Source organism: Ferroplasma acidarmanus Fer1 (assembly GCF_000152265.2).
GTDB classification, from domain to species: Archaea; Thermoplasmatota; Thermoplasmata; order Thermoplasmatales; family Thermoplasmataceae; genus Ferroplasma; species Ferroplasma acidiphilum.
This window is the reverse complement of sequence record NC_021592.1, coordinates 1,495,451-1,521,516: the sequence shown is the minus strand read 5'-3', so window position 1 is coordinate 1,521,516 and position 26,066 is coordinate 1,495,451. Positions and strand designations below refer to the sequence as shown.

At 38.1% G+C, this 26,066-nt stretch carries 24 protein-coding genes and 1 tRNA gene; 14 read left to right on the top strand and 11 right to left on the bottom strand.

Annotated elements, in window-relative coordinates:
* The first annotated feature begins 3 nt into the window (after positions 1-3).
* Positions 4-408: an SCP2 sterol-binding domain-containing protein gene (locus tag FACI_RS07780; RefSeq protein WP_009887598.1), complete on the top strand. Its 405-nt coding sequence runs from the start codon at positions 4-6 to the stop codon at positions 406-408.
* A gap of 110 nt (positions 409-518) precedes the next feature.
* Positions 519-2,009 carry an aldehyde dehydrogenase family protein gene (locus FACI_RS07775; RefSeq protein ID WP_019841709.1) on the top strand — a complete coding sequence of 497 codons (1,491 nt, stop codon included), beginning with the start codon at positions 519-521 and terminating at the stop codon, positions 2,007-2,009.
* Positions 2,010-2,029: 20 nt separating this feature from the next.
* Here the strand turns inward: FACI_RS07775 and FACI_RS07770 are convergent, their stop codons facing one another.
* The 3 genes from FACI_RS07770 to FACI_RS07760 form a co-directional block, all read right to left on the bottom strand.
* Positions 2,030-3,349 carry an amidase gene (locus FACI_RS07770; protein WP_009887596.1) on the bottom strand — a complete coding sequence of 440 codons (1,320 nt, stop codon included), beginning with the start codon at positions 3,347-3,349 and terminating at the stop codon, positions 2,030-2,032.
* A 151-nt stretch (positions 3,350-3,500) separates the two neighbouring features.
* Entirely contained in the window at positions 3,501-4,898 is a 1,398-nt protein-coding gene (locus FACI_RS07765) for an APC family permease (RefSeq protein WP_009887595.1), read from the bottom strand.
* Position 4,899: 1 nt separating this feature from the next.
* Positions 4,900-6,213: an aspartate aminotransferase family protein gene (locus FACI_RS07760; protein ID WP_009887594.1), complete on the bottom strand. Its 1,314-nt coding sequence runs from the start codon at positions 6,211-6,213 to the stop codon at positions 4,900-4,902.
* A 161-nt stretch (positions 6,214-6,374) separates the two neighbouring features.
* Between FACI_RS07760 and FACI_RS07755 the strand changes: the two genes are divergently transcribed.
* Together FACI_RS07755 and sor are read left to right on the top strand one after the other, a co-directional pair.
* Positions 6,375-6,827 (top strand): Lrp/AsnC family transcriptional regulator, encoded by a 453-nt coding sequence (locus FACI_RS07755; RefSeq protein ID WP_048074219.1) that lies wholly within the window; start codon positions 6,375-6,377, stop codon positions 6,825-6,827.
* 469 nt (positions 6,828-7,296) lie between these two features.
* Positions 7,297-8,220, top strand: a complete 924-nt coding sequence (gene sor / locus FACI_RS07750) for a sulfur oxygenase/reductase (protein WP_009887592.1) — start codon at positions 7,297-7,299, stop codon at positions 8,218-8,220.
* Positions 8,221-8,447: 227 nt separating this feature from the next.
* Here the strand turns inward: sor and dnaJ are convergent, their stop codons facing one another.
* From dnaJ to FACI_RS07730, 4 genes are read right to left on the bottom strand one after another with little or no spacing between them, the layout of a single operon-like run.
* Complete coding sequence (gene dnaJ / locus FACI_RS07745) at positions 8,448-9,551, bottom strand: molecular chaperone DnaJ (protein WP_009887591.1); 1,104 nt, start codon at positions 9,549-9,551, stop codon at positions 8,448-8,450.
* A 6-nt stretch (positions 9,552-9,557) separates the two neighbouring features.
* Positions 9,558-11,444, bottom strand: a complete 1,887-nt coding sequence (gene dnaK / locus FACI_RS07740) for a molecular chaperone DnaK (RefSeq protein WP_009887590.1) — start codon at positions 11,442-11,444, stop codon at positions 9,558-9,560.
* A gap of 6 nt (positions 11,445-11,450) precedes the next feature.
* A complete protein-coding gene (locus tag FACI_RS07735; protein ID WP_009887589.1) occupies positions 11,451-11,963 on the bottom strand; it encodes a nucleotide exchange factor GrpE in 513 nt (170 codons plus the stop codon).
* A gap of 59 nt (positions 11,964-12,022) precedes the next feature.
* Positions 12,023-12,991 carry a thiamine-phosphate kinase gene (locus tag FACI_RS07730; protein ID WP_009887588.1) on the bottom strand — a complete coding sequence of 323 codons (969 nt, stop codon included), beginning with the start codon at positions 12,989-12,991 and terminating at the stop codon, positions 12,023-12,025.
* A gap of 132 nt (positions 12,992-13,123) precedes the next feature.
* On the opposite strand from FACI_RS07730, the gene FACI_RS07725 reads away from it, so the two are divergent.
* Both FACI_RS07725 and FACI_RS07720 read left to right on the top strand, forming a co-directional pair.
* Positions 13,124-13,699, top strand: coding sequence for a chorismate mutase (locus FACI_RS07725; protein ID WP_009887587.1), 576 nt, complete (start codon positions 13,124-13,126; stop codon positions 13,697-13,699).
* Between the two features lies 1 nt (position 13,700).
* Entirely contained in the window at positions 13,701-14,339 is a 639-nt protein-coding gene (locus FACI_RS07720; RefSeq protein WP_009887586.1) for a Rossmann-fold NAD(P)-binding domain-containing protein, read from the top strand.
* Here FACI_RS07720 and FACI_RS07715 read toward each other — a convergent pair.
* Positions 14,322-15,377 (bottom strand): archaeosine biosynthesis radical SAM protein RaSEA, encoded by a 1,056-nt coding sequence (locus tag FACI_RS07715; RefSeq protein WP_009887585.1) that lies wholly within the window; start codon positions 15,375-15,377, stop codon positions 14,322-14,324. The genes FACI_RS07720 and FACI_RS07715 overlap by 18 nt on opposite strands.
* Positions 15,378-15,572: 195 nt before the next feature.
* Between FACI_RS07715 and FACI_RS07710 the strand changes: the two genes are divergently transcribed.
* Positions 15,573-15,644, top strand: a tRNA-Val gene (locus FACI_RS07710).
* A gap of 1,172 nt (positions 15,645-16,816) precedes the next feature.
* Here the strand turns inward: FACI_RS07710 and FACI_RS07705 are convergent.
* Both FACI_RS07705 and FACI_RS07700 read right to left on the bottom strand, forming a co-directional pair.
* Positions 16,817-17,155: a hypothetical protein gene (locus FACI_RS07705; RefSeq protein WP_009887584.1), complete on the bottom strand. Its 339-nt coding sequence runs from the start codon at positions 17,153-17,155 to the stop codon at positions 16,817-16,819.
* A gap of 128 nt (positions 17,156-17,283) precedes the next feature.
* A complete protein-coding gene (locus FACI_RS07700) occupies positions 17,284-18,150 on the bottom strand; it encodes a menaquinone biosynthesis family protein (protein ID WP_009887583.1) in 867 nt (288 codons plus the stop codon).
* 163 nt (positions 18,151-18,313) lie between these two features.
* On the opposite strand from FACI_RS07700, the gene FACI_RS07695 reads away from it, so the two are divergent.
* Positions 18,314-19,096, top strand: a complete 783-nt coding sequence (locus FACI_RS07695) for a carbon-nitrogen hydrolase family protein (protein WP_148285748.1) — start codon at positions 18,314-18,316, stop codon at positions 19,094-19,096.
* 73 nt (positions 19,097-19,169) lie between these two features.
* A complete protein-coding gene (locus FACI_RS07690; protein ID WP_148285747.1) occupies positions 19,170-19,355 on the top strand; it encodes a hypothetical protein in 186 nt (61 codons plus the stop codon).
* A 55-nt stretch (positions 19,356-19,410) separates the two neighbouring features.
* Here the strand turns inward: FACI_RS07690 and amrB are convergent, their stop codons facing one another.
* Entirely contained in the window at positions 19,411-20,226 is an 816-nt protein-coding gene (gene amrB, locus FACI_RS07685; RefSeq protein WP_009887580.1) for an AmmeMemoRadiSam system protein B, read from the bottom strand.
* Between the two features lie 583 nt (positions 20,227-20,809).
* Between amrB and FACI_RS07675 the strand changes: the two genes are divergently transcribed.
* From FACI_RS07675 to FACI_RS07660, 5 genes are all read left to right on the top strand, one after another.
* The gene (locus tag FACI_RS07675) at positions 20,810-21,106 is read left to right on the top strand and encodes an Lrp/AsnC family transcriptional regulator (protein ID WP_009887578.1); all 297 of its coding nucleotides are present in this window, start codon (positions 20,810-20,812) and stop codon (positions 21,104-21,106) included.
* A gap of 54 nt (positions 21,107-21,160) precedes the next feature.
* Positions 21,161-21,322: a hypothetical protein gene (locus FACI_RS10315; protein ID WP_009887577.1), complete on the top strand. Its 162-nt coding sequence runs from the start codon at positions 21,161-21,163 to the stop codon at positions 21,320-21,322.
* Positions 21,319-22,980, top strand: coding sequence for a potassium-transporting ATPase subunit KdpA (kdpA, locus tag FACI_RS07670; RefSeq protein ID WP_009887576.1), 1,662 nt, complete (start codon positions 21,319-21,321; stop codon positions 22,978-22,980). The genes FACI_RS10315 and kdpA overlap by 4 nt, the downstream gene beginning before the upstream one ends.
* Positions 22,981-23,071: 91 nt before the next feature.
* Positions 23,072-25,132 (top strand): HAD-IC family P-type ATPase, encoded by a 2,061-nt coding sequence (locus FACI_RS07665; protein ID WP_423782660.1) that lies wholly within the window; start codon positions 23,072-23,074, stop codon positions 25,130-25,132.
* Complete coding sequence (locus tag FACI_RS07660) at positions 25,129-25,605, top strand: potassium-transporting ATPase subunit C (RefSeq protein WP_009887574.1); 477 nt, start codon at positions 25,129-25,131, stop codon at positions 25,603-25,605. The genes FACI_RS07665 and FACI_RS07660 overlap by 4 nt, the downstream gene beginning before the upstream one ends.
* Positions 25,606-26,066 lie beyond the last annotated feature (461 nt).

The window sequence follows — 26,066 nt, the reverse complement described above, 5'->3', positions numbered from 1 at the left end:
AATATGGCAAAATTTCCAAGTGATGAATGGGCAAAAGAGTATACAGAAAAGCTAAATTCTAATCCAGCTTATGCTGAGGCAGGAAAAACATGGGATGATTCTCTAACATTTGTTGTTCAGCCCGATGAAACTTATAATGACTCATGGTACCTTTATTTGAACCTGAAGGCTGGCAAGTGTATAGATTCGAAGGTGGGCAAGGCTGAAAGCGATGTTCCAAAAGCAACTTTCAAGTACATGGGAAAGTACTCAAACTGGGTAAAACTCATAAAAGGTGAAATAGACCCTATACAGGGGCTTATGACTGGAAAATTCAAGCTCGACGGATCCATGATGAAAATTATGAGGTATACCAACGCAGCCAAGGAAATGGTAAACACTGCAAAAATGGTTGATTCACAATTTTAATCTGGATAGTTGGAATTCAACCTGAATCATAATTTTTATAATAATATACATTTAAATTATAATCTGACTATAAAAAGTGCATGCAAATTATTTGATAACAGGTGGAAAAAATGGAGAAGATATTTGGCAATATAATTAATGGAATTGAGGAAACCGGTGGGGAGAGAATAGAACTAAAGAGCCCGGTAGACGGGTCATTGATAGGGTATATAATAGATACGGATAAGGATACAGTTGAACGGGCAATACAATCATCCCGGGAGGCTTTCAATAAATTTTACCTTGAATCCACAATAAAATCCAGGCAGGAATTGATCGGGAAACTTACTGATATTGTCCAGGAAAAGGCCACAATATATGCAGACCTGGAATCAAAAAATACCGGGAAAACTATCCGCCAGAGTACTTTTATGGATATACCTCTGGCAATATCCCATATCAGGTACTTTGCTGAAACAGATGAATTCAAATTTCAGAGGAAGATTACGCATCCGGAATACCCAGGCACAGAGGGCATAGTCCAGAACGCACCTATGGGCGTTGTAGCTTCCATAGCACCATGGAATGTTCCCTTTTTAATGGCTGTATGGAAAATCATCCCACCGGTACTGGCTGGAAACGCTGTTGTCATTAAGCCATCACATTATACACCATTGACTGCTATTGAACTTGTAAAAGATATGAAGGCAGCGGGCTTTCCAGATGGGCTTGTGAATCTTGTAAACGGCACAGGCAGGACAACCGGGAACCTCCTGGTGAACAGTGACCATGTTGATATGGTAAGTTTCACAGGTTCCACCCCTACAGGATCCAGAATCATGGAACAGGCGGCTAAAAACATAAAGAAAGTATCCCTTGAACTCGGTGGAAAATCACCTAATATCGTCTTTGCAGATGCCGATCTGGACCACGCTGTAAAAGGCGTAATATTTGGAATATTCCTTAACGCAGGGCAACTCTGTGAATCTGCAAGCAGGTTAATCATTGAAGAATCAATTATGGACAAATTCCTCCAGAAAGTGAAAACATATCTGGATTCCATGAAATCAGGAAATCCAATGGATTTCGAGACCGATATCAGCGCCATAACAACTAAGGAGCAAAAGGAAAAAATAGAGTCATTAATTAGCCAGACTGTCAAATCGGGCGGAAATATATTTTATTCAAAGAATATGCAGGGCACACCTGATAAGGGTACATATTTTCCTCCAACACTTCTAACCGGATTAACTCCAGGACAACAAATTTCTGATGAAGAAATATTTGGCCCTGTATTGACAGTATATCCATTTAAATCTGAAAAAGAAGCCATAGATCTGGCAAATAGCACAAAATATGGCCTTGCTGCCGGAATATGGACAAAGGATATTGAGAAAGCCGGGAGGGTAGCATCAATGATAGAGGCAGGAACTGTATGGGTAAACGAATACCATCTATTGTCAGCTGCTGCACCGAGAGGAGGATTTAAGAAAAGCGGCATTGGCAGGGAGCTGGGGCTTGAAGGTATTCTGGAATATACACAGACAAGGCACATATTCTATGGAAATAATGAATCTGGAATGAGCGATGTGGCATATGGCATATTGATCAAAACTGAATGAATTTTACACCAGAATATTATTTATATATCAAAATAATTTATATTTTTTGCGATAGGGGGTATTCGTGTATGGAAATCAGTTATTTCCTGGAATCTGGAAGCAAGGTTGCATACCTCTATATCCCTTAGTTTGCCACCCACGATCTGAAGTCCCACAGGCATATCTCTGCTAAAGCCACAGGTAATTGAAAGCGCAGGCACTCCAAACAAATTAAACGGATTTGTAAATTTTATATATTTCATAAAGTAATCAAATGGCACATTCTCAATTTCCTTTTTATCCGGCGCTATGGTTGGCAATGTAGGGGAAACCAGGAAATCATACTGGTTGAATAGGCTGTTGAATTCCATGCCTTGTCTCATTCTTAATCTCTTTGCCTCAATATAATCCATTGGTTTAAGTGACGAATAATATTTAATTTGATTTCTGGATTCCACAGAAAATAACTCGGGGTTATTTTCATATCTGGAGCGGTGTATGGTTGCATTCTCACAACCATCAATCATATCGGCAGCTGATGCCATGCTCTCCATGTTGTCTATATGTATCTCTTTTATATCTACAAGATCTTCAGAAACCATATGATCCATGAATGAGTAAAATGCAAACTTTACATTAGTATCGGAACTTTCAGTTAAATTTCCTATTATCCCCAGCAAAGGTTTCCTTCTCTGACTTTTTGCTCTAGGTGATTTAAAGCCCATAGCGGTTACTATGGCAGGTATATCAGAGGCATATCTTGTTATCGGGCCAACAGTGTCCAGTGACCAGGCTTCAGGGAATATCCCCTTTACTGAAAGGCTACCGGTTGTTGGTTTTAATCCACTCACCCCGCACATGCTTGATGGAATGCGTATAGAACCGGCGGTATCTGTTCCCAATGAGAAAAGGGAAAGCCCTGATGATACTGCAGCCGCTGACCCACCACTTGAACCCCCGGTTATTTTTGATACGTTCCAGGGATTGTTGCACACGGGAGTAACTATGCCCATGGCAAACTCGTGTGTATTTGTTTTGCCCTGCAATACAGGCCCGTATTCATCCAATGCCCTGATAACATCTGCGTCCTCCTGTGGAACATGGCCTTTGAAGAATTCAGACCCGTACTCAGTCCGGAGATTTTTAGTGTCTATTATGTCCTTCACAGAATATGGGATTCCATACAATGGGCTACTAGAATGTTTATGTATGGTAGGTTCATTAAATGGCCTTAACGTCGCAAAAGAATTTATGTCCGGGTTTAAGTGGCTTATGTTCTCAGCTGATTTTTTAAACAAATGATATGGAGATATCTCTCCAGAAATAATTAAATCATGCAATGTGTGTATCGGTGGTATCATTTAACTGTATTCTCCGACCGACATTGATCATTGATTTTACACGTTTCATTCATCCCTATTTCCCACCAGAATCAATTAATAACTGAGTGGCAGATGGTAATATACATATCCATCACCACTACTATTGAAGAAAGTCTCCGTTTTAACCGGCTCATTTGGTTTCGGCCTCCTGCTCAAATACTGACTGATCAACGTGTATAGGCTTGTGGCGTATTGTTATTGCCAGTACTATACCTACCCCTATCAGTGCAAGAGTGCCGTAGACATAGATGCTGTTAGGGTATGCCGGGATAGGAATGAAAACACCATATTCCGCTACCGCATATACAATAGTTGCTGGCAATGGCCCTAAAAGCAATGGCAGATAGGCTTTCAGCCTGTATTTTAGTTTTCTCTTTGCGTATATGGGTAGTGATATATCACCCAGTATGTGTATAATATAAAGGAGAGCTGCCTCGGCGGTGATAAGGATAGTGCCACCTTCAAAGGGCCCGAAAATTAACCCGAAAACGATCATAAGGATGAAAGTTACTATTATCATTATACCTATAACCATCCGTGGCGCGCCCGTCCTTTCGTTTACCTTTGCCCACCTTGAAGAAAATAGAATATTGTCCCGAGCCATAGAATATGCTGTTCTACTCCCCGCATTACCTTGTGCAATTCCATTTGAAATGAAGCTATTTGCTACTAGTACTACGAAAATAACCAGTCCAACCGGACCAAGGTATCTGGCATAAACAGTTATCCCGGGATTTGTAGATGTGGCAAAACTTGATATGTTTGATAATCCCCATCCAACAACTACTGCGTATGATGCTAGTATATAAACTGCTGCAGCCAGCAATGCGACTATAACCAGGGCCTTTGGAATGTTTTTCCTTGGATTTTTAATCTCCTCTGATAAGGCTATTACTGAACCGGCCCCCACGAAACTTAAAACTGAGTAAACAGTTGCAAGCCCGAGAGCACTTATAGGGTGCCCTGTGAGTGTAAATGGTGCAAGTGTATTCTTGGACCCGAGGAGTATAATGATTATTATGGCGCCTATTACAAGGAAAGAAATCTCAGCAACAGAACTTATTAGGGTATACCATAATGATGGCCTGAGCCCATTCCAGAGGAAAAAGAATACTATAGCAAATGGAATGAGTGATAAAGGCAGCCAGCCGTAGGGGCTTGTATTCAGAAAGGGTATGTATGGGGCTACGATAGCACCAAAGTAAAGGGTGGAAAAACCTGCTATTGCTGCTATCATGTCGTAAAGGTAGAACCATGCACTCAGCGTACCAAGTTTATTGCCAAGCCCTGAACGCACAAATGCGTAATAGCCACCCGCATGTGATATTCTCTTCGCAAAAGAATAATCCATATACATTGCAGACAGAACACCAAAGGTTGCAATAATGTACGTCAGTGGCAAAGATCCGCCTATTGCAGCCACACCTGTAGTAAAAAAACTTGCAACGGATGCGGCAGGGGCCACAAAAGCCATGGATTGAAACAGGGCAAGCCAGAACCCCCCATTATTCTTTTTCAGTTGATCCATCTTATTTACCCCGTAAAACCTTGCCGAAAATGTTAATTCCTGTATTTATTAATTCATCAGGCATATTCAACGCACCCATGAATCTGAATACATTCCCATAGTGCCCGCATGTATGCATTAACAATCCGTTCTGGAGGAGTTCATGCTTTAATTCCATCATGCGCTTCGAATTCATTGGCTTTCCGTTGTCTACAAGCTCTATGCCTATCATATAGCCCTTGCCACGTACTTCTCCTATAAGATTGGAATCTATCTTGTTGAATTTGTTTAACATTTCCTTTCCGCTGGATTTTACCTTATCAAAATATTTTGGAACCTCATTGATAACAGTTATTCCAGCAGCCATTGCCAGTGGATTGGCCCTGTACGTTCCCAGATGGAATGGCTTCGGCAATTTTTTGTCATAGTCGTCCCGGTAATAAACCAATGATACGGGCAAACCACCTCCTATGCTCTTGCTGACACACACTATGTCAGGGGTAATATTTTCATATTCAAATGCCCACATCTTGCCTGTCCTGCCTACACCGCTTTGAACCTCATCAACAATCATTGTAAGGTCGTATTCAGTACAGAATTCCCTTATGGCCTTTAAAAATCCATCTGGAGGTACAATATAACCGCCTTCTCCCTGGATGGGTTCAACTATAACAGAATCGGGCCTATCGTATCCTGCTTCTCCATCATCCATTATCTTTTTCATTATGGAAATTATATCAGAAACATCATAGTCATACCATAATTCATATGGGTATGGCACCCTTATTATCTTAAATCCATCGCTGTATACTGCTTCCCTGTATTTTCTCCCGGCAGTGGCAGCAATAATTCCCCCGGATACTCCATGGTATGCACCTTCGAATGCAATTGTTGGGGCATTCTTTTTCCTTATTGCATGTGCAATATTGATTGCAGTTTCACATGCATCAGCACCGCTGATTCCAAATATTGTTTTATAATTTCTCATCTCTGGAGGGAAGCTATTTCTCAATGCTTCAAGAAAATTAATTCTAACTTCCGTAGGAATCTCCAGAGCATGCCATATGTCATCCAGCTGTGCTTTCACGGCATCCCTTATTTTATCATTAAATCCCAAATTCATAACACTGATTCCTGATACCCAGTCAATGAAAATATTCCCATCCAGGTCTTCTATTAATGAGTTTTCAGCCCTCTTAATTGCAATGGGAAAACTATCCAGATAGATTACTGTGCTGGATTCCATTTCCCTTTGCCTCTGTAGTAATAATGTGCTCTCCGGTCCCGGTACATCTGTAATAATTTTTGGTAGGTTTTTATAGTCATTTGATGCCATAAAAAGACAATTTCTCGAATAATATAATTATTTCTATGATGTCTTTACACAGGTATTTTAAAGAATGTTTTTCTTTAATTAATATGTATGATAGTATCAATATGCGTAAAATTGGCAATTTAGTGAAAATATTTATTAATACTGTTATTATATATTTATATATGGATAGTTTTGACTTGAGGATTTTAAAAGAAATTTCCAGAGATTCTAGAAAGCCATTAAAAGAGATAGGGAAAGCTATAGGAATATACTCTGCATCGGCAATCAGCAGGAGAATAAAGGAAATGCAGGAAAATAATATAATAAAGGGATTCAAAGCAGAAATAGACTTCGGTAAATTAGGGTATAACTTCGTAACGGCTACCTTTGTGAGGGCTAAATATGGAATAGAATACCATGATATAGTTGCTGAAAAGATTATGAAGATCAAGGGGGTAATTGATGTTCTGTTCCTGCTTGGAGATATTGATTTTTACATTCTATGTGCTACTAAAACAAAAGATGATTACGTAATTATATTAAATGAACTGGAAAAAATTACAGAAATAGAACGGTCGGATACACATACGGTTTTAAATATATATAAATATCATGACATCGCCAACATTTTTTAATATAAATTGTTTCTAACTATGATGTTCTACTGGTACAGCCAACTGATTAAAATTTGTGGTGTCCTGTTAAGCATCTCACTTGCCCTATTCTATAGAGATATTTACCTTTTTCTTTATTGTACAGGATAAGTTCTTTACCATCCTCATCAGAATCTTTTACAGCTATCCTGTTAACGGCTTAATTATAATATGATAATCTAGCGACTATTTTTCCATTGATATTATTGCAGCTTCACAAAGGTTCCAGCCCACTGAACTCATACAAAAGAATTCTTTAAAAATTATTTTTGAAAGAAGATAAAATTTATGAATTTATTTTGACAGATTACGCTGTTTTGGGTCATATTATTACGAATATAAGTACAAAACAAATAAATTTCTCTAGATATCATTAATATTTCACGAAATTCACATCTGTGATTAATAAACCTTATATATGACTTATTCATCTATAATATGGTGATAAAAAATGCCTAAACCTTACGTAGCAATAAACGAAGTGGAGATGTTGAATAACGACACGACCATGCAGATGTTCCAGCAGGTTGGTCCGAAAGTATGCCAGGTAACAGCCAGGCATCCGGGATTTGTTGGATTCCAGAATCATATGCAATTCGGGATAATACCGATGGGTACAAGATGGGGCGGTGGCTCCATGGATATGACAAAAATGGATACTATGAATGTATATCAGTATACAATGTGGAAAAGCATTAAAGACCACGAAGATATGCACAGGGAAAACTTCTCTTCAATATTCAGATTATGCTCATCCTGCCTTTCACAGGTAGTTTATGGACCATGGGAACCATTATATGAAATTGTAGATGCCAGCATGCCATTAAACACGGAAATGGCTGATTTCACAACCATGTTCGGGAAAAAATTCGCTGCGGGAGACCCAGCAGGAGTTCCGCCTATATCCATGCCATACGGCCAGAGAACAATAGCACTGTCCGAGCACACTGTAAAGAAGGATAAGGAAAAGGAATTCGAATCAACAATAGTTGAAGTAATGAAAGACTTTGAAAAGGCGCCGGGATTTCTGGGATACATGATTTTAAAAGAAGTTGGTGTCTCAGCAGTAGGGTCATTCCAGCTGAAGTCAAAGGGAATTCATGAAACACTGGAATCCGGTGGTGAAGTACCAACACAGCAGGAGGGTTCATTCAAACCAGAAGAGGCAAGGCCTACACCACCTGAGTACAAAGTTCATATGGAATGGGCCTCCCCGAACGACGCAATGTTTGGAATTGGAAGGGTTCTGTTTGCACATCCAGCAAGAGAGATCCACGACAAGGTTCTTGACACATTGATAAGAGGGCCCTATATAAGGCTTTTAAACCCGATGATGGAAGGAACAACATGGAGAGAGTACCTTAACTCTCCATAAATTTTTTTATAAAATATATTTTACTGGAATTTAAATTAAACTTTCTCATTTGCTTAACTTCATTTTTAGTCTGAAACTTTTAGTTTTTTTATGTTATGGATCATCTTTTCTATTTTCCCGCATTTAGGATAAGCCGGAATTATATTATATAAAAATAAAGAACGTTAATTCGCTATTCAATATAAAAATGAAAAGATAACAATTTTCTGTTGTAATTTATAATAATATCATATGTGGAACCAGGATTTCTTAACAGGTTCGCCCTTGAGCTCCTCTATTAGTTCCTTTTCCCTGGATGTAAGGTGCTTCGGAACCTGAAGTTTTAGCACAACAAGGAGGTCTCCACTCCCACGTGAGGTTAATTTAGGCATTCCAGCACCTTTAATCCTCAATACATCCTCTGGCTGGCTTCCAGCAGGAATATTTAAAGTAAATTTCTCTTTGAAAAGGGGAATTTCAACAGACCCGCCCAGAGCAGCTGTAGGGAAATCTATGGCTTCTTTAACGTAGAGATTATCGCCGGTACGTTTTATATTCGGGTTCGGCTGGACATAAACGACAGCGTATAGGTCACCGGTCACACCACCAAAAGAGTTGCCCAGTTTCTGTGTCCTGAGCCTTGTGTTGGTATCAACGCCCTTTGGTATTGTTATAGAAATGTTCTCCATTTTTGGTATGTATCCTTTTCCAGCACATGCTTTGCAGGGGGTTTTCGGTATTTTTCCTTTTCCCATACAGGTACGGCATACTATTACCTGGACAAAGTTAAAGAAACCCTGCCCCCTGCTTATTCTTTCCTGGCCGGTACCATGGCAGGTGGGGCATGTAACCAGTACTCCACCTTCCGCTCCTGTACCATTGCATACTTCACACATGGCATTTCTTTTGAACTTAATAGGTTTTGATGCACCGTAATATGCATCCTCCATAGTGACGTTAAGTTTTACATAAATATCGAGGTCCGGCTGGGGGCTACTACTGCCATAGGAACCATTGAAATTTCCTCTTCCAAATCCGCCGCCGAATATGGTATTAAATATATCATTAATATCGTCAAAATGTGAGAAATTATCCCAGTTAAAGCCTGCGCCACCGCCAGCTCCTGCATCTCCAAATGTTGTAGAGCCGGTAGCATCATATTGTTGCCTTTTCTGGGGATCTGAAAGCACTTCATACGCTTCTGCGATTTCCTTGAATTTCTGTTCAGCCTCCTTACTGCCTGAATTTACATCGGGGTGGTATTTCTTAGCAAGTTCTCTGAACTTTGAACGTATCTCTTCCTGAGAAGCGGTTTTATCTACTCCCAGTATCTGATAATAATCTCCTGACATTTTAACTCATTGGTTTTCTTTATAGTCGGTATTAACAGTACTGTCATCTGATTGCTGTTCGTTATTATTCTGTTCCTGCGAGGATCCCTCTTCTCCCTGCTGTTCAGACTGTTGTTCAGATTGTTGCCCGGCGCCCTGATCTGGCTGCTGCGCCTGAGCCATTTTAGTGTAGACTTCAGTCATTTCCTTTGTTAAGTTTTCTGTAATCTCCTTTACTTTATCTACATCTTTCTTCTCAACAGCATCCTTCAGGTCTTTTATAATGCCCTTTATTTTATCCTTTGTTTCGTTGTCAAGTTTGTCCCCTGCTTCGTTTATTGTTTTTTCTACAGTATATGCCAGAGATTCACCGTTATTCAGTGTTTCTATTGTCTCCTTTTCTTTCTTGTCCTCTTCTGCATATTGCTCAGCTTCCTTTTTCATTTTTTCTATTTCATCCTTGGAAAGCTTGTTTGAGGCACTGATAGAAATACTCTGGGATTTGCCGGTACCCTTGTCTTTTGCGGAAACGTTCAGTATGCCATTTGCATCGATATCAAATGTAACTTCAATCTGTGGGACTCCCCTTGGCGCAGGTGCTATTCCTGTGAGTACGAAATTTCCTAGAGAAACATCATCTTTAACAAGTGGCCTTTCACCCTGGACTATATGAATCTCGACAGATGTTTGCATATCAGCTGCAGTAGAGAAGACCTGGGTTTTCTTTGTTGGTATTGTAGCATTGGCATTTATCAACGGAGTCATAACTCCACCAACAGTTTCTATGCCAAGTGTCAAAGGAGTTACATCCAGAAGTACAATATCTTTTATATCTCCCATCAGCACTCCTCCCTGAATTGCAGCACCTGTTGCAACTGCCTGCATCGGGTCAACACCGCCTTCGGATTTTTTGCCAAAGTAATCTTCAACATATTTTTTGACATATGGCATCCTTGTAGGTCCGCCAATGAGTATAATCTTGTTTATATCACCCTTTGAAAGCTTGGCTCCTTCAAGTGCTTTGTCCAGAGATGCTGCAGACTTTCCGACTATTGGCGCAATAAGTTCCTCCAGCTTTGCCCTGGTAAGTTTAAATTCCAGGTGCTTCGGGCCGTCCTGAGTGGCTGTTATATATGGAAGGTTTATATCTGATTCCAGAACTGTAGACAGCTCTATTTTTGCTTTCTCGGCTGCATCCCTTAACCTGATATATGCAGATTTGTCTTTCCTGAGATCTATTCCTTCCTTGGATTTGAAATCATCAGCAAGGAAGTTAACTATAGCTTCATCCATATCACTGCCACCCAGTTTTGTATCACCGGATGTTGACATAACTTCAAAAACTCCCTGGCCGAAATCCATCACTGTAACATCAAGTGTGCCTCCGCCAAAATCGTAAATAAGTATTTTTAAAGTTTCGTTGAGCTTATCAATTCCATAAGCCATGCACGCAGCGGTAGGCTCATTTATAATCCTTTTTACATTAAGCCCGGCTATAGCCCCGGCATCCTTTGTTGCCTGTCTCTGGTTATCGTTGAAATATGCCGGTACAGTGATAACAGCATCGTTTACCGGTTCACCGAGAAATGCCTCTGCATCTTTTTTTATCTTCTGCAATATAAATGCTGAAATCTGCTGCGGCGTATATTCTTTTCCGAATATTTTATATTTGAAATCTGTTCCCATTTTCCTTTTGGCACCGTATATTGTTCCCTCGGGGTTAAGGAGAGCCTGTCTCCTTGCAGGCTCGCCTACCAGTAGTTGTCCGTCTTTTGTGAACGCCACATAGCTTGGAAAAGATTTTCCGCCCAGTGATACGCCCTCTGCTGCTGGAATGGTTTCTGGCTTTCCAGAAATAACAACAGCCGCTGCCGAATTGCTTGTACCTAGATCTATACCTATTATTTTACTCATTTTATTTCACCTTTTTGAAACTATTACTTTTGATGTTCTTAGAACATCGCCATTAAGTGTATAACCTTTCTGAACCTCTTCAAGAACGGTTCCATCCTCCCCCTGGTCCAGGACACCCACAGCCTCTTCCAGATTCGGATCGTATTTTGTCCCTTTAACCTCAAGTACCTGCAATCCATGTGATTGAAGTACTTTTAACAGCTGGGACCTTACCGGCTCCAGTTTTGGGTCGTGGGCTATACCGGCATCGAGTGTATCAAGAACAGGCAGGAGTTCCTTAATGAGATCACTGCTAGCATTTTTTCTGATGTTTTCTATTTCCCTTTCTTTGTATTTTGAATAGTTTTCCATCTCTGAACGCTGGCGCACATAGAGGCTCTTGTAGTCATTGAGATCAGACATCGTATCTGTGTATAACTGTTTATATTTCTTCATCTCTTCCCTGTCTTTCATTTTATTTCTCTTCCTTACCTGCTCTATATCGAATTCAAGGGGCCTATTATATTCTTTATGGTTCATCATAAGTATATTTGTTCTTCTATATAAATATTTTCTATATAAGTTTTACCCTTTTGGCATTATTTATTAAGTGGCATACTGTTGAAATGTTCGTATCCCTTATTTATTACTGGAACCCATGCCCTGCCATCATAGATTACATTATCGCCGTTATATGTTTCGCCTATGCAATGGACTTCTATATTTTCATGTGACATGGCTGCCATAAATTCTTCAAGGGAATTTTTTTCAACTGTAAACATCAGTTCATAATCTCCGCCAAATGACAATGCTATGTCGCTGACTGAAAAATTGGAGATGGATGCAGCCTTTTCAACATCCCTGTCAAATGGTATTTTATCACCGTATAGTTTAAAGCCAACGCCAAAGTCAGTTGAAATTTGATGTATAGAAGCGTAAACCCCGTCTGATAAGTCCATCATAAATTTTGCCCCGGAGGCACTAATTTTTATTGCTTCATTAATCCTTGGCTCAACATCAAGCATCTTTCTGATTCCCAGTTCACGGTTTATTCCATACATGTAATAAATATATCCGGCGGCCGATGACCCTAAAGAATTTGTTACCATCAGAAATTGCCCGGGTTTAATTTCTGATCGCCTTCTTATAAGTTCCGGCACCTGTTTCCCTATTATAGTACCGGCTGCTGTAAAATCAGAACCTTCTTTTGTATCGCCACCAATGATAGACACATTAAACTTGTCCAGCTCGTGCCTCACTCCCCTGTAAAATTCCTCCAGATAGGAAATATCATATTCAGGAGATACAGATAAAGAGATAAGGAAACCTGATGGTATTCCGGCCATAGCTGCAATGTCGCTCAGGTTAATTGCCGCAAAAAATTTTCCGGCGAGAAAAGGTTCTGCGCCTTCTGGCAAATGGGTTTCCCTTGTTATAAGATCCGTTGATAACAAAGCATAATAATTGCCAAAGCCTATAATTGCACAATCGTCCCTGTTGTCAAGATTTTTAGAGCCATCTTCAAGGGTTTGTATTATTTTTCTCTCCCCTAAATCTTTTAATTTCAATATTTCTCTTATAAATTTGTTTAATTTAAAGTTTGCCCTCTAAATTTTCTGTGTGGAATTAGCAGTTTAATGGTAATGCATTGTTGTTAAAATTGGAAAATTTTTATATGTGATAGATATACTCTATCATAGGTGATAGAATTTATTAATAATATGGATACCCTGAGAAATGAACTTTACAATAATTCCAGAGATATTATCAAACTACTTGAAGAAAGGAGGGAAATAGCTGGTAAAATTGGGGAATGTAAGGTTGCCGGAGGTCTGAAAATAAGAAATCGGGAGAGGGAAATAGAGATATTAAAATCCCTTTCATACGATCATTTCACTGAATTTGTGTTGAATTTGCTTTTCGAGTTTTCAATAAATTATGAAGTTTTAAATAGAAACTCTGCTGATAGTGTAAAGTATTCCAGAATTCTTAATGGAGTAAAATATATAGAATACAGAAGTGAGAGGGATAATCTCATATTTCTCCTTTCCAGAATCCTTAATCCGGGCACTGTGGTGCTATGCGATTACCATGAAATTAGCAAAATCCTTATCAGTGCCGGGCACCATATAGCAAATGCTATTGAAAAGCCTGATCTTGTTATATATATGGATGGAAGAGAAAATCAGGAGATAATAATAAAAGATGGTTCCATGCTTATATCTGAAAATTTCCTTGCCAGTAAAGCAAATATATATACCGTGGAAATACAGTAATATGCATTTATTAATAGTAGGATCAGAGGGGCGTTTAGGAAGAACATTGATGAAAATTTTTCCCGGGTCATCATCCATAGACCTTGAAAATGAAGATCAACTTCAATCTGAACTTACAAAAGCTGATTTTGCACTTCTAGCAGTTCCATTGGAGGAAACAGTGAATATTATCCGCAGTTTTCCTGAATATAGAGGGTTTGTTGATTTAACATCCATGAAGTATAACATGGAGGAATTTTCCGGGCATATAATAAGTATTCACCCATTATTCGGGCCAGAATCCTATAAAACTAATAAGACAATTATCTTCATTAATGATATTTCAACTCCTGATTCACTGGATAAGGTAAAAGAACTATTCAATGGATACAGAATAATATCTATGAATGCCCGAGAGCATGATTATCTTATGAGCGAACTACTTGTGAAACCATATATACTTTCATACATATCTGAAGCTAGCAATACAGATATAGTAACAGGTTCCTATATCAAATTTCTCGAGATTGAAAAAATAAAACATAATGAAAATACCGAAATTTTTCTTGACACAATAAAATACAATGAAAGGGCCATGGAAATAATAATAAATATAGAAAAAAAACTGGATGAGCTTAAAAAATTAATAGGTAATAGATGAACCTGATAAGCGTTTTAGAAGCGTCATATAATCACCCTGGAAGAACATTTTATCTTCCAGATCCAGATCATATCTATAGTCTTCCAGATCCAGTGAATTATAATAATCACTTAATTCACCAAAATCATGGTCAAGGGAAGATTGCATTATAAGGTCAAGCAATTTGCCGTCGTATTTATCGTTATGCACTCCTCTCTCCTTATTCCCGCCTGTAGGGTATGACAGGACAGGGTACTGGCTTCCGAGGTCTATCAAAATCTTTGCCAGGGAGTATAGCCTGGGTGGGCGGTACAGTCCCTTTTTCCATAGTTTCTCTACCAGTGTATTCTTCTGGATATTCATTGGATTTATTGATATATCTGCCGAGTATGGGGCTACAATAGAAACTGATTTTTCTATATCAGCAATAGCCATTTTTTCTGATATGAATGGAGGTTTAAACAATAAATACGTACGTAATTCTATTTTTTCCTGTTGCAGAATTTTTGCAGCATCAATAAATTTTTTCAATGTACTTCCCTTATTAACTGAATATTTCATAATATAGTCATCTGCACTTTCTAGCCCTATGGCTATTCTCAGGTCAATCTTTGCCTTTTTAAATGGTTGCAATGTTTCAGGTTTTATATATTCTGTTCTTGACTCTACAAGCAATTTATCAACCTTATCTTTCATCCTATCGATAAAGTAATCCCTCACGGCAGGGTGTACTTCGTTGGGATCGAGAAAACTTCCGGAAGTAAATATTTTCAATACTTTTGTATCGTTAAGCGAATCATATAATGTATCTACCTGCCTCATAAGATTTTCATCCACTATTTCAGGGGAGGTGTCATTAAAATAGCCACACATGGAACATGCCGTAAATTTATACCACGCACATCCTGTTGTCCTGAAAATACATACCATTGTTTTCTCCGGGCTACCTCTCAGGCGATCCAGTTCTTTCCAGATGGAAACTGGTTTATCAACATCATTTTTTCTGTTATTTTCATGCATGAGGCTTTTAATGTAAAGCGAATAATCTCTAACTACCATTTATTTAGTATTAATCCTATCTATATGAGTATTGTTGTCTATTTATTTGAAAATATGTAATATTTTTAATTTCTGTGAGCTTTTTTCTTTAATTCTTTTTTTCTATGGTAGTGTTTATATAGAAACGCAATTCAGGATATAATAGTAAATCTCTATTAGGTAAAAATTATATATTATCTTCAAATCAACCTTAGAGGGCTCGTAGTCTAGTGGTATGATGTCTCCCTGACACGGAGAAGGTCACCGGTCCGAATCCGGTCGGGCCCATTCCATTAATTGTAAGTAAAATGAACTCATATAACACCTTTTATAGATGCCTTTAAAATGTTTTAGATATATAGAAATTATTGAATATTTGAAAATAAAAGTCAATCCAATTTTCACATCCATGTTATTATGCCTTCTCTGTTATCCTTATAAATAACTTCATACCTCCGTGGCCTTCAAAAATGATTTTGTTCTCTCTTTAGACTTGCCTCTAATCCGGACACTTTTAGATTAGGTAGTTTAGCTAATAGCTCTGAGTTCGAAAGCGTAGTATTGTAATAAGCAAAGAGTAAGGTGATATAAAAATAATTATTCATTTTAATCTGTTCTCATATACAATACAGAGTTTTTGATTAATATCTAAAGCCATAGTCGTTATACTTTAAAACAACTATATAGTCATTAATTCTCGGTTCGACGATACCTATTATTGCATATATGGATATTAAGTGCCTGAGGATAAATAATAAAATCTGTGAAGGTTGTGTACATAATTATGTGTAAATATAAATCCCCTGTTACTAGCAAATTTAATCATCAAATAACATGGAATGATACACCTTTTGAGCAAGGGGGTAACAAAATATTGAAAATACAGATATGGATAGAATATTGAAGGAAACAATAAAAGAGAGAATGAATTTTTGAAATAAGAATAACACTGTGCAATCAGATAATGTACATTATTTTCTGTAAATTGTAAATAGCCTTACTCTCTGTTGATTTCCTCCATATTAATATATTTTCTTCCTGTTACATACCCCTCATTTATATCTATCATTAAGGTTCCACTTCTTTAAATCCCTCATATTCTCTCTGTTCAATCCATAACTTTTTATCTTTTCTTTTATTACTTCTAATTGGTCTTGCATTTTTTTCATCTCCTAATTTAAATTATGCAAGACCATTTATAATTTACGGACAATTACTTACACTATCGAATTTATGAAATTGATATGAAGGGCAACATAGAATTAAAGCAATAAGGGAGATATCTGAATTGGTAATATAACTCAGGTCATCTTTATTTCTGCAATTTGGGAATATAAATTCCTGATAAAAGAAGATGTAGCAGATTCAAAACTATCGCAGAATTTTACAACGCCCAAATAAGAAAAAAATTCCTTTGCTTTAACACAAATATTAGCATAAATGTATTATTTTGGTATCAATTAACTTATGGAGTAAAGCCAGGGCGTTACTGAACTGCTGTTTATATAGCTCCCTAGCAAACTATTCTGATAGGTTCCGTGTACCAGTACAAAGGAATTAACTGATGCTGTTCCGTTATACAAGACAGTAATTGATTTACCATTGTCATTCAGTGTGAATGCAGATTGCCCGTTTACTGTTACATCTTGCGTTATCTTGCCGGCTAAATAATATGAATTATTGTCTTTCATTGCAGAAGGGCTGGTGTTTAGAATAGTTGGTATAAGGCCGTATATTAATAATGCCAGTACAATTATTATTACAAGGACTATTATTCCTTTATGTTTATTTCTTGCCATTTTACTCATATACCTATCTATAATTATCTATTTAAATACATCTACACAACCTTCACTTATTAAAATATTAAAATTTGAAAGTACACTTATTATTTATAGATTCTATATGCAGTTATTTCCAGTAGTTTTCATATCAATCTCAATTCTTTAACTCCGGGCAGGAGATTTTTTTTATGCATTATTTCATAGAAGAATTCCAGTCCTGATTTTACATCATCTATGGAAACATTGTATTCCTTTACATCCGCACCTATAGTACCCTTTATAACTTCAAGGCTGATATCTGAATTCTGCACCTCTCTCATAATTTTTACATCTACAGGCAGTATTTCCTCCATATGTGATTCGGCATATTTTTTGCTTTTATTGTACAATTCCTTGAATTTTAAAGCATACTCCTCTCCAATTTCAGAGTTGATGACAACTGTTCCCATGGGCATCGGCCTGTTGCCCGATAATTGTTTCCACATTTCCCACATGCTTGCAAGCCTTACAGGTTCAACTCCCATCTTTCTCAGGTCATACATTGCCTTAAGTTCATGGACTGCAACCATAACACCGTCTTCGTTCACCATGGAATTTACCTCATCGAGGACCCTGTGTACCACTATAAGTTTCTTATACTTCCCGATTAGCAACTTATACAGGTTAAAGGCAGTGGTGTTCAATCCGTGGACAATTATTTTAGAATTCTTTATTTCATCAATATCCATTTTTTTCATTGCCAGAATGGGCATTCCTGTGATTCCGTCAACAGCCGAAGCAACAGCACTTGAAAGGATAAAGTAATCATTCTGGATATAAGGGTAAAGTGCAGCCGATGGAACTGATATATCAACATCTTTTTTCACTATTTTATCATTAACCTCCTGCACAGTTGGAATGAACTCAAACTCCAGGTTAAAATCGTCGCTTTTTACCTTCTTTTCCAGTAATGGAATAAATGGGTATAGATCTCCGGAATCTGCTAAAGCACCAATTTTTAAGGTTTTCATATCTGGTTATATGCAGATAATATTAAAACGTTTCAGCAAATTCAATTTTTCCTTTGTTTCAACATGATTATAATTAAACTCTCGATATAGAAATTTCCAGAAGGTAACTGCATAGAAGTGGAATATGCGTATGATTTTTATATTAATACAGGTTATATATGCTATGGTAAAAATAGCACTCACACAATTAAAGCCTGTAGCAGACAAGGATGTAAGCTTAAGAAATATTGAATATTATGCTGGCACTGCGGCTGCAAATTCCGCTGATTTAATAGTATTTCCAGAATATTATATGTTTTATTCACAGTATAAGGATGCTATAATAAGAAATGCGGAGGTGCTTAATGGCAATTATATAAAAAGGATAAAAGAGATATCCAGAACCAATAAAATCGGCATAATAACTGGCATCAATGAGGTCTACGACCATAATTATTACGATACTGCCGTATATGTAAACGATGGTGAATTATTAAATTATTACAGAAAATCGCATCTGTACGATGCTTTTGGATACCGGGAATCCGATATTTATACATATGGAAATGGACCATTTAAAATTTCGAAAATAGGAAATATAAATTTTGGGATGTTAATATGTTATGATATAAGATTTCCTGAGGTTTTCAGGAATTACTCACTTAATGATGCGGATATGGTTATACTGATTTCAGCATGGTTTGCCGGCCCTATAAAAGAGGAGCAATGGTTATCACTTGTATCCACAAGGGCACTAGAGAATACAACATACCTGGCTACTTCTAACATGATTGGCGGTGGCTTTACTGGCATAACTACATTTACCGACCCCATAGGAGCTATAATAAATAGGGCAGCAGAAGATGAAGATATTATTTATTCGATCATTGATACAAACAGGATATCAACTGTAAGGAAAAAAATGCCGGTTTTAAAACAGAGGAGGCCGGAATTATATAAACTGTGAGTGCTCTATGATATATATTATAATAAGGCGGGAGATTTCTAAGTATCTTGTTACTAAAATTTCATGTGATCATATGTTTGATAAAATAGAGCGGCTTGATGATAATGAAGTTATAATAGATTTTCTTCTTGTGTATTATATTAGCAATGAATTCATTGATGCATACATTGCTAACAGGCACATGAGCATGAAACACATAGTTGAGAAAAATATACCACTGTCAATGAAAAAATTATTAAGCCAGCAATCGGAACTTTAATCTTATCATATATTTAAAATTAACGAACTATTATTTATCGCAAATATTATCCCTGTCATTTATATGCTATCATGGCAGAATAACCAACTACCCTTTTTCTATCCTTGCTGTAATCGCCGGAATTGCTATGGTTTAATAGGGCTATTTTCCCTTTCATATTTTTGGTAATTAACATAAGTATGGCAATAGCCCCATAACCACATGCAGTAATGCCATATTTTTCAATATCCTGGTAAAATTTTAGTGTACGCATTTCCTGTATGTCATTTATTAAAATCTGATCCAGCTCATTGTTTTTATCATATGGGAGGTAATGGTTAAAATTTGAGCTTATAAGCACAAACGGTTTTTCCTCCAGGCTTTCAATGGTCTCTGCTATGTTTCTGGCAATAGCTGCTCCCTGATTCCCAAGTATTAATGGTGTAAAGGTAAAATTACTTTTAAAAAGGTATTGTAAAAATGGAAGCTGGACTTCTATTGAATGCTCTGTTATGTGTGCTTCCTTATCGTCATGGATAATATCAGATTTCAAAAGCAGCCTCTCAGATAATTCGGAATTAACCTTTGCATAGCCTAGAGGGGTGCTCCAGTAACCATCAGGATATATGGCAGGGTACGCAGGAAATTTTGAATGGTTAGGCCCGATTATAAGGAATGTCCTTTTTTTGCTCTCCTGTATTATTTTGTATGCATATGCAGCTGTATGGCTGGAATACATATACTGGCCATGTGGAACTATGGCCCCTATGAGTTTTTTATACCGAATATCAGGCATTGTTATATCCATGGAACCCTTAATACTATCCATAAGTGCTTCATAGTCATCCGGATAGAATCCCCCCGATACGTGTGGTTCTCTGGTGTTATCCATATATAAGAATTACTATTATTTATATAAAGTTTATATAAAGGTTTAAACTCCAATTATGATTATATATAAATGTGGAGCACTCTACCAATTCACTTAAAAATTGACAGAGAGTCTTTGGAAAAATTCAATGTGTATATAGAAAGGAAGGATAGCCCAGATCCATTCTACCCACGGTTGCGCATAAAAATAATTTATGCTAAAGACAGGTTCATTTATGCATTATACTGGGGCCATAGGCCGGGAACAGATATATTTTATTCTTAATATTTTAATAATATTTATTATTCAATTCTTTATCATGAACCAATTGATAGATATTTCATATATCGGCAATTCATGATTTTAATCTTATTTAATGATCATTTAAAAGTTAATATTTTTACAAGTTCTAGTATAAAGATGAAGTTAGCTACTTCACGCCCCTCTTTTAAAATCATATTGTGATAAAATGAAAATTGTAATATCGACGATAGGTGTTATTATACTATTTCGTAGAAATCTCGTGTTCCCTAGGGTTATTCTGGGATATTCCAGCATATGTCTAAACATTTAAATATTTCATATATATTATCAGCAGAGAAATATGAGTACAGAAAGCGAGCCACCGAGTGAAAAACCTGTTACGGCTATAGTCGATGTTTTTGTAGATACTACAAAAATAGAAGACGTTGTTAATGAACTCTGCCGACTTGATCGGGTAGAGGAAGTCTACGAAGTTACAGGCGAATTCGATATAGCAACAGTTATTAGTTCTACAAATATAGAAGACTTCAGGGATTTTCTGAAAAATAAAATTATGAAGATACCTGGAATCAAGAGCGTAGTTAGTTCTATAGTACTGACCTCAGATAAAGGACCTAGGTCAGATAGGAAACAGTAATTAACCCACCCTGAAGTGAGTTTTTTTTCAGGAAAATGTAAATGTGAGGATATTATGTATAACAAAGATAGTAAAACAAAAACTGGATATAATTTAAAAGGCATATTGAGGAAAATTTCATTTAACCGTGAAATTGAGAAGGCTTTGACAGAGGATCGATATTGTAAAGATACTGCATTAGTGTATTTTGAAAGGCTGGAGGGGAAACCATCATGATTGGGCCTTACTATTTTCTTATTATTGCACTTGTCTGGGCAATAGTTGTCCTTCTTGCATGGATTCTTGCTAAATACCTGCAGGGTGTGTATGACAGCGGCAAAACAATTTTTGATAAAATAATGGATCCAGTTGACAATGTTATTTACAAAATTCTAGGCATAGACAAAAATCAGGAAATGGGATGGAAGGAATATTTTCTCTCCCTGTTTATATTCAGCATATTCACAGCGATTATTTCATTTCTTGTGCTATCATTCCAGGGAGTACTGCCATTGAATCCCATGAAATTTGCTGGATTGAAATGGCCACTGGCATTAAATACTGCCCTTTCTATTTCTTCCAATACTAACCTTCAACATTATGCCGGGGGATCATCACTTTCATATCTCGGGCAGATGGCAGGAATCCAGTCCCTCCAATTTACTTCAGCAGCAACTGGACTCGCTGTGGCTGTTGCGATTTTCAGGGGATTTGTAGGTAAGAAAGATGAAAAGTCAAAGCTCGGAAACTTTTATGTCGACCTTATAAGAAGTATAACTCGCGTTCTCCTTCCACTATCGATAATAGGAGCAATTATAGTTATAGCCCTGGGAGTTCCGCAATCTCTATCCGGATACGATCTGACAACAAGTCTTTCAGGAATTTCACAGATAATCAAGGTAGGGCCTGTTGGTTCTCTGGTTTCCATCATGCAGTTGGGTACCAATGGTGGTGGATATTTCGGTGCCAATTCTGCATATCCTTTGCAGAATCCAGGCCCGCTTTCCAATTATGTGGAATTGGGAATGATGATGTTAATTCCGACTTCAATGCCTTTCCTTTTTGGAGGGATGTTGCGGAATAGAAATGAGGGGAGAACCATTCTCCTGGCATCATACACACTTTATGCTATTGATTTGGCAATAGCCCTGATACCTGTTACAACGCTGGGAGCAGGTATGGAAACCAGATTTGGCGGATTTTCTCCAGTTCTATGGACAGTAACAACAACGGCATTCACCACGGGCTCCGTAAACACTTCACTGGCTGCAATGCATCCTCTTGTAATTCTTGCAGCATTCATGGGAATGATTATTCAGGCAACGCCAGGTGGAATTGGGGTCGGAGCTATGTACATGCTTATGTATATTATCATAACTGTGTTCATTGTAGGATTAATGGCAGGCAGAACCCCAGAGTATCTGGGTGGCAAGATAACTGCTGGCGATGTTAAACTTGCCGTCATAGCTTTCCTGGCCCACCCTATAATAATACTCGTTCCAACTGCCCTGGCATATGCTACAGGAGCGGTACATGGAATTGGGTTGGGAAGTGGACCTGTGGGTTTCACACAGATCCTCTATGAGTTTACTTCATCTGCAGCCAACAATGGATCAGATTATCTGGGTACACAGGCGAACACAACATTTTTCAACGTTTCCACAGGAATAGTGATGTGGGCTGGAAGATTTATTCCTATACTTATAATGCTTGCCATTGCCGGTAGAATGCATGAAAAAAAGAGAAGCTCTGAGGCTGCGCTTAGAACCGATGGCCTGGTTTTCCCTGCGATACTGATCGTAAGCATTTTTATACTGGCAGTGCTTACGTTCTTTCCATTTCTTGCCATTGGCCCAATTCTTATGCATCTGGAGGGGATAGGAAATGCTCTTTAATAAAAATAAAAACTTTGAAGGTAAAAAGGAATCAGGAAACCCTGAAGGACATATCAGCTGGGCATTTATTATAAAGGATTCGATCCTGAGGATGAACCCTGCCCGGCTTATAGGAAATCCTGTTATGTTCGTGGTTGAATTGTCATTCTTTGTCGTTCTCCTTATGGCAATAGTTCCCGGGGCATTTCCCCATCTGGCACATCAGAGCAGCAGAATGTTCTATGCAGATGTTGCGGCGATTCTTCTTATTACAGTATGGTTCAGTACAGTATCTGATTCCTTTGCCGAAGCCAGATCCAGGGTAACTACTGCCAGCCTGAAAAAGCTCGAGAAGGAAGGAATAGCAAAGAGAATAAAGGAAGATGAAGGCAGTGGAAGAACTATTGAATCTGTAAAATCATCAGAACTCAGGAAAGGAGATGTAATACTCATTGAAAAGGGGGACCAGGTTCCGATAGATGCTGAAGTTACAGAGGGGATCGCTATGGTTGATGAATCACTCCTCACAGGGGAATCTGCTGGAGTGAAAAAATCTAAGGGCGATACAGTTATAGGCGGCTCTACGGTAATAAGTGATTCCATTGTTGCCATTGTTAACGTTAACCCGGATGAAACATATATCAGCAAGCTTGTGAAGATGGTGGAATCTTCAGAAAGGCCTAAAACACCCAACGAACTTGCGCTTTCCATATTGCTTATCGGGTTAACCGGCGTATTTACTATCATTCTTATATCTCTAATTGCATTCTCCCTTTTGCTTAACCTTGGAGCCGATCTTTCTGTGCTTATCGCCCTGTATGTTTGCCTTCTGCCTACAACCATAGGGGCACTGCTTCCTGCAATAGGAATTTCAGGAATAACCCGGATGTCAAAGAACAATATTATAGCAAAATCAGGCAAAGCTATAGAAACTGCAGGAGACACAGACACGATACTTCTTGATAAAACGGGTACCATAACTGTTGGAAACAGGCTAGCCTATGAATTTATTCCACTAGGCACCCACACAGAAAGGGAATTAGCTGAAGCCGCATTCCTATCGTCCTGGAACGATGATACCCCGGAAGGAAAGAGCATCCTGGAACTCGCATATAAGAAGAAATTCGTTCCGAGGGAATATGATGCCCTGAGAGAAGGAGTACAGGAAGAATTCAGCGCAGTTACAAGAAAGAGCGGGATAACACTTACCGATGCGGATGATTTTACCCTGCTTAAAGGAGGGAGGGATATACTGCAAAGGCACAGATTCCGGAGAAAATTCGAGCTACAGACACCCATGACACAGGAAACAACAATACAGAAAGGTGCTCCAGAATCGATCAAGGAATCCGCAAAAATATGCCCTGATGGATATGATGATGTGGTAACCAGGATAACATCAGAAGGAGGTACCCCCATTTCAGTATCAATGGATGGAGATATCCTAGGGATTATATATTTCAAGGATGTGATTAAACGGGGAATCAAAGAAAAAATACTAGGGCTCAAAACTATGGGCATCAGGCCGGTAATGATCACTGGAGACCATCCACTTACCGCAAAAAATATTGCCGGCGAGGTGGGAATTGAGGATTATGTTGCCCAGGCAAAGCCCGAGACAAAGTATCAGAAAGTAAAGGATGAACAGGCTGAGAACAGGATTGTGGCAATGATAGGAGATGGTACAAATGATGCTCCTGCCCTTGCAGCTGCGGATGTGGGCCTTGCAATGGCATCAGGTACGCTTGCTGCAAAGGATGCTGCAAATATGGTTGACCTTGAATCAAACCCTTCGAAGATAATCGATGTGGTGATGCTTGGAAAACAGCTCCTGATGACTAGGGGTACCATTACAACATTCAGCATAACAAATGATGTGGCCAAATACTTCGCAATAGTGCCTATAATGTTTGCCAGCATCCCGGCTCTTGGAGCTTTGAATATCCTTGGCCTTTCACCACATATTGCAGTGCTTTCTGCTTTGATTTTCAATGCTGCAGTTATCCCGGCACTGATACCACTGGCACTCAGGGGAACCACATTCAAACCACAGAGTACACTGAAGCTATTCCTTAAAAATCTGGTCATATATGGTGGGGGAGGAGTTTTGTTGCCCTTTGCAGGTATAAAACTTATTGCGATAGTTCTGGTATTTCTAGGAGGTGTAATATGAAAACAAAAAAAATGATTTCAAGCAGCCTGCGCATGGCAGTTATCCTTGTCCTGATTTGCGGTTTACTATATCCCGCTGTTGTCACCGGGATAGGTCAGGGTGTTTTCCCATACCAGGCAAACGGTGAATTAGCTAAATTAGACAATACAACTGTGGGCTCATATCTAATAGGGCAATCCACTAATAACTCACAGTACCTGTTCAATGTGAGGAATAATTCAGCCTCTGGAGTTGACCCTGATATTACTGTGGCAAGCGCACTTATCCAGGCACAGGTAATCCACAATGCAACAAATATATCTCTGTCCTATCTGGATGGATTAATCCACAACAATACAAGGCACACGCTATTCTTCTTCGGGACAGCCTATGTAAATGCATTGAAGCTGGATATCCAGATAATAGATGAGTTCCACAGCAAAATAGCCGTATACAATAAAATCTATAATAATGTTTGTAAAACAACAGGTTAAGTAAATATAACATTGGAAGCTTCGTTGAATAGAGTATTCATAGTCGAACTGTACAAACATACTCTAATTTTAGCTTCTAATGTGTTCCAATAATTTTAAACACTTTTTAATTTAATTATCTACCAAAGGTTGTTATTCTAATAATTATTCCCATAATGATTTATGGAAATTATCATATAGATGGAATTCATCTCAGCAGGAATAAACGGAATGGACAGTTCAAAACTTCCTTATGTGATTATCAGCAATCGCTCCTATCATACTATAGACTTTTTATACCGGGGACCCCGGGGAAACCTTTAAAAGTGGCATGATTATTTTACCCCTGCTCCTACAGGCATATAATTTTCTGATTAATTTAAATACAATGCAGGCAATAAAGAAAAATTATTTCAATAATAGATCAGGAACTTAATTTCAGGCAATTGCTTATTATTCGCTATAAAAATAATAACTTGTAT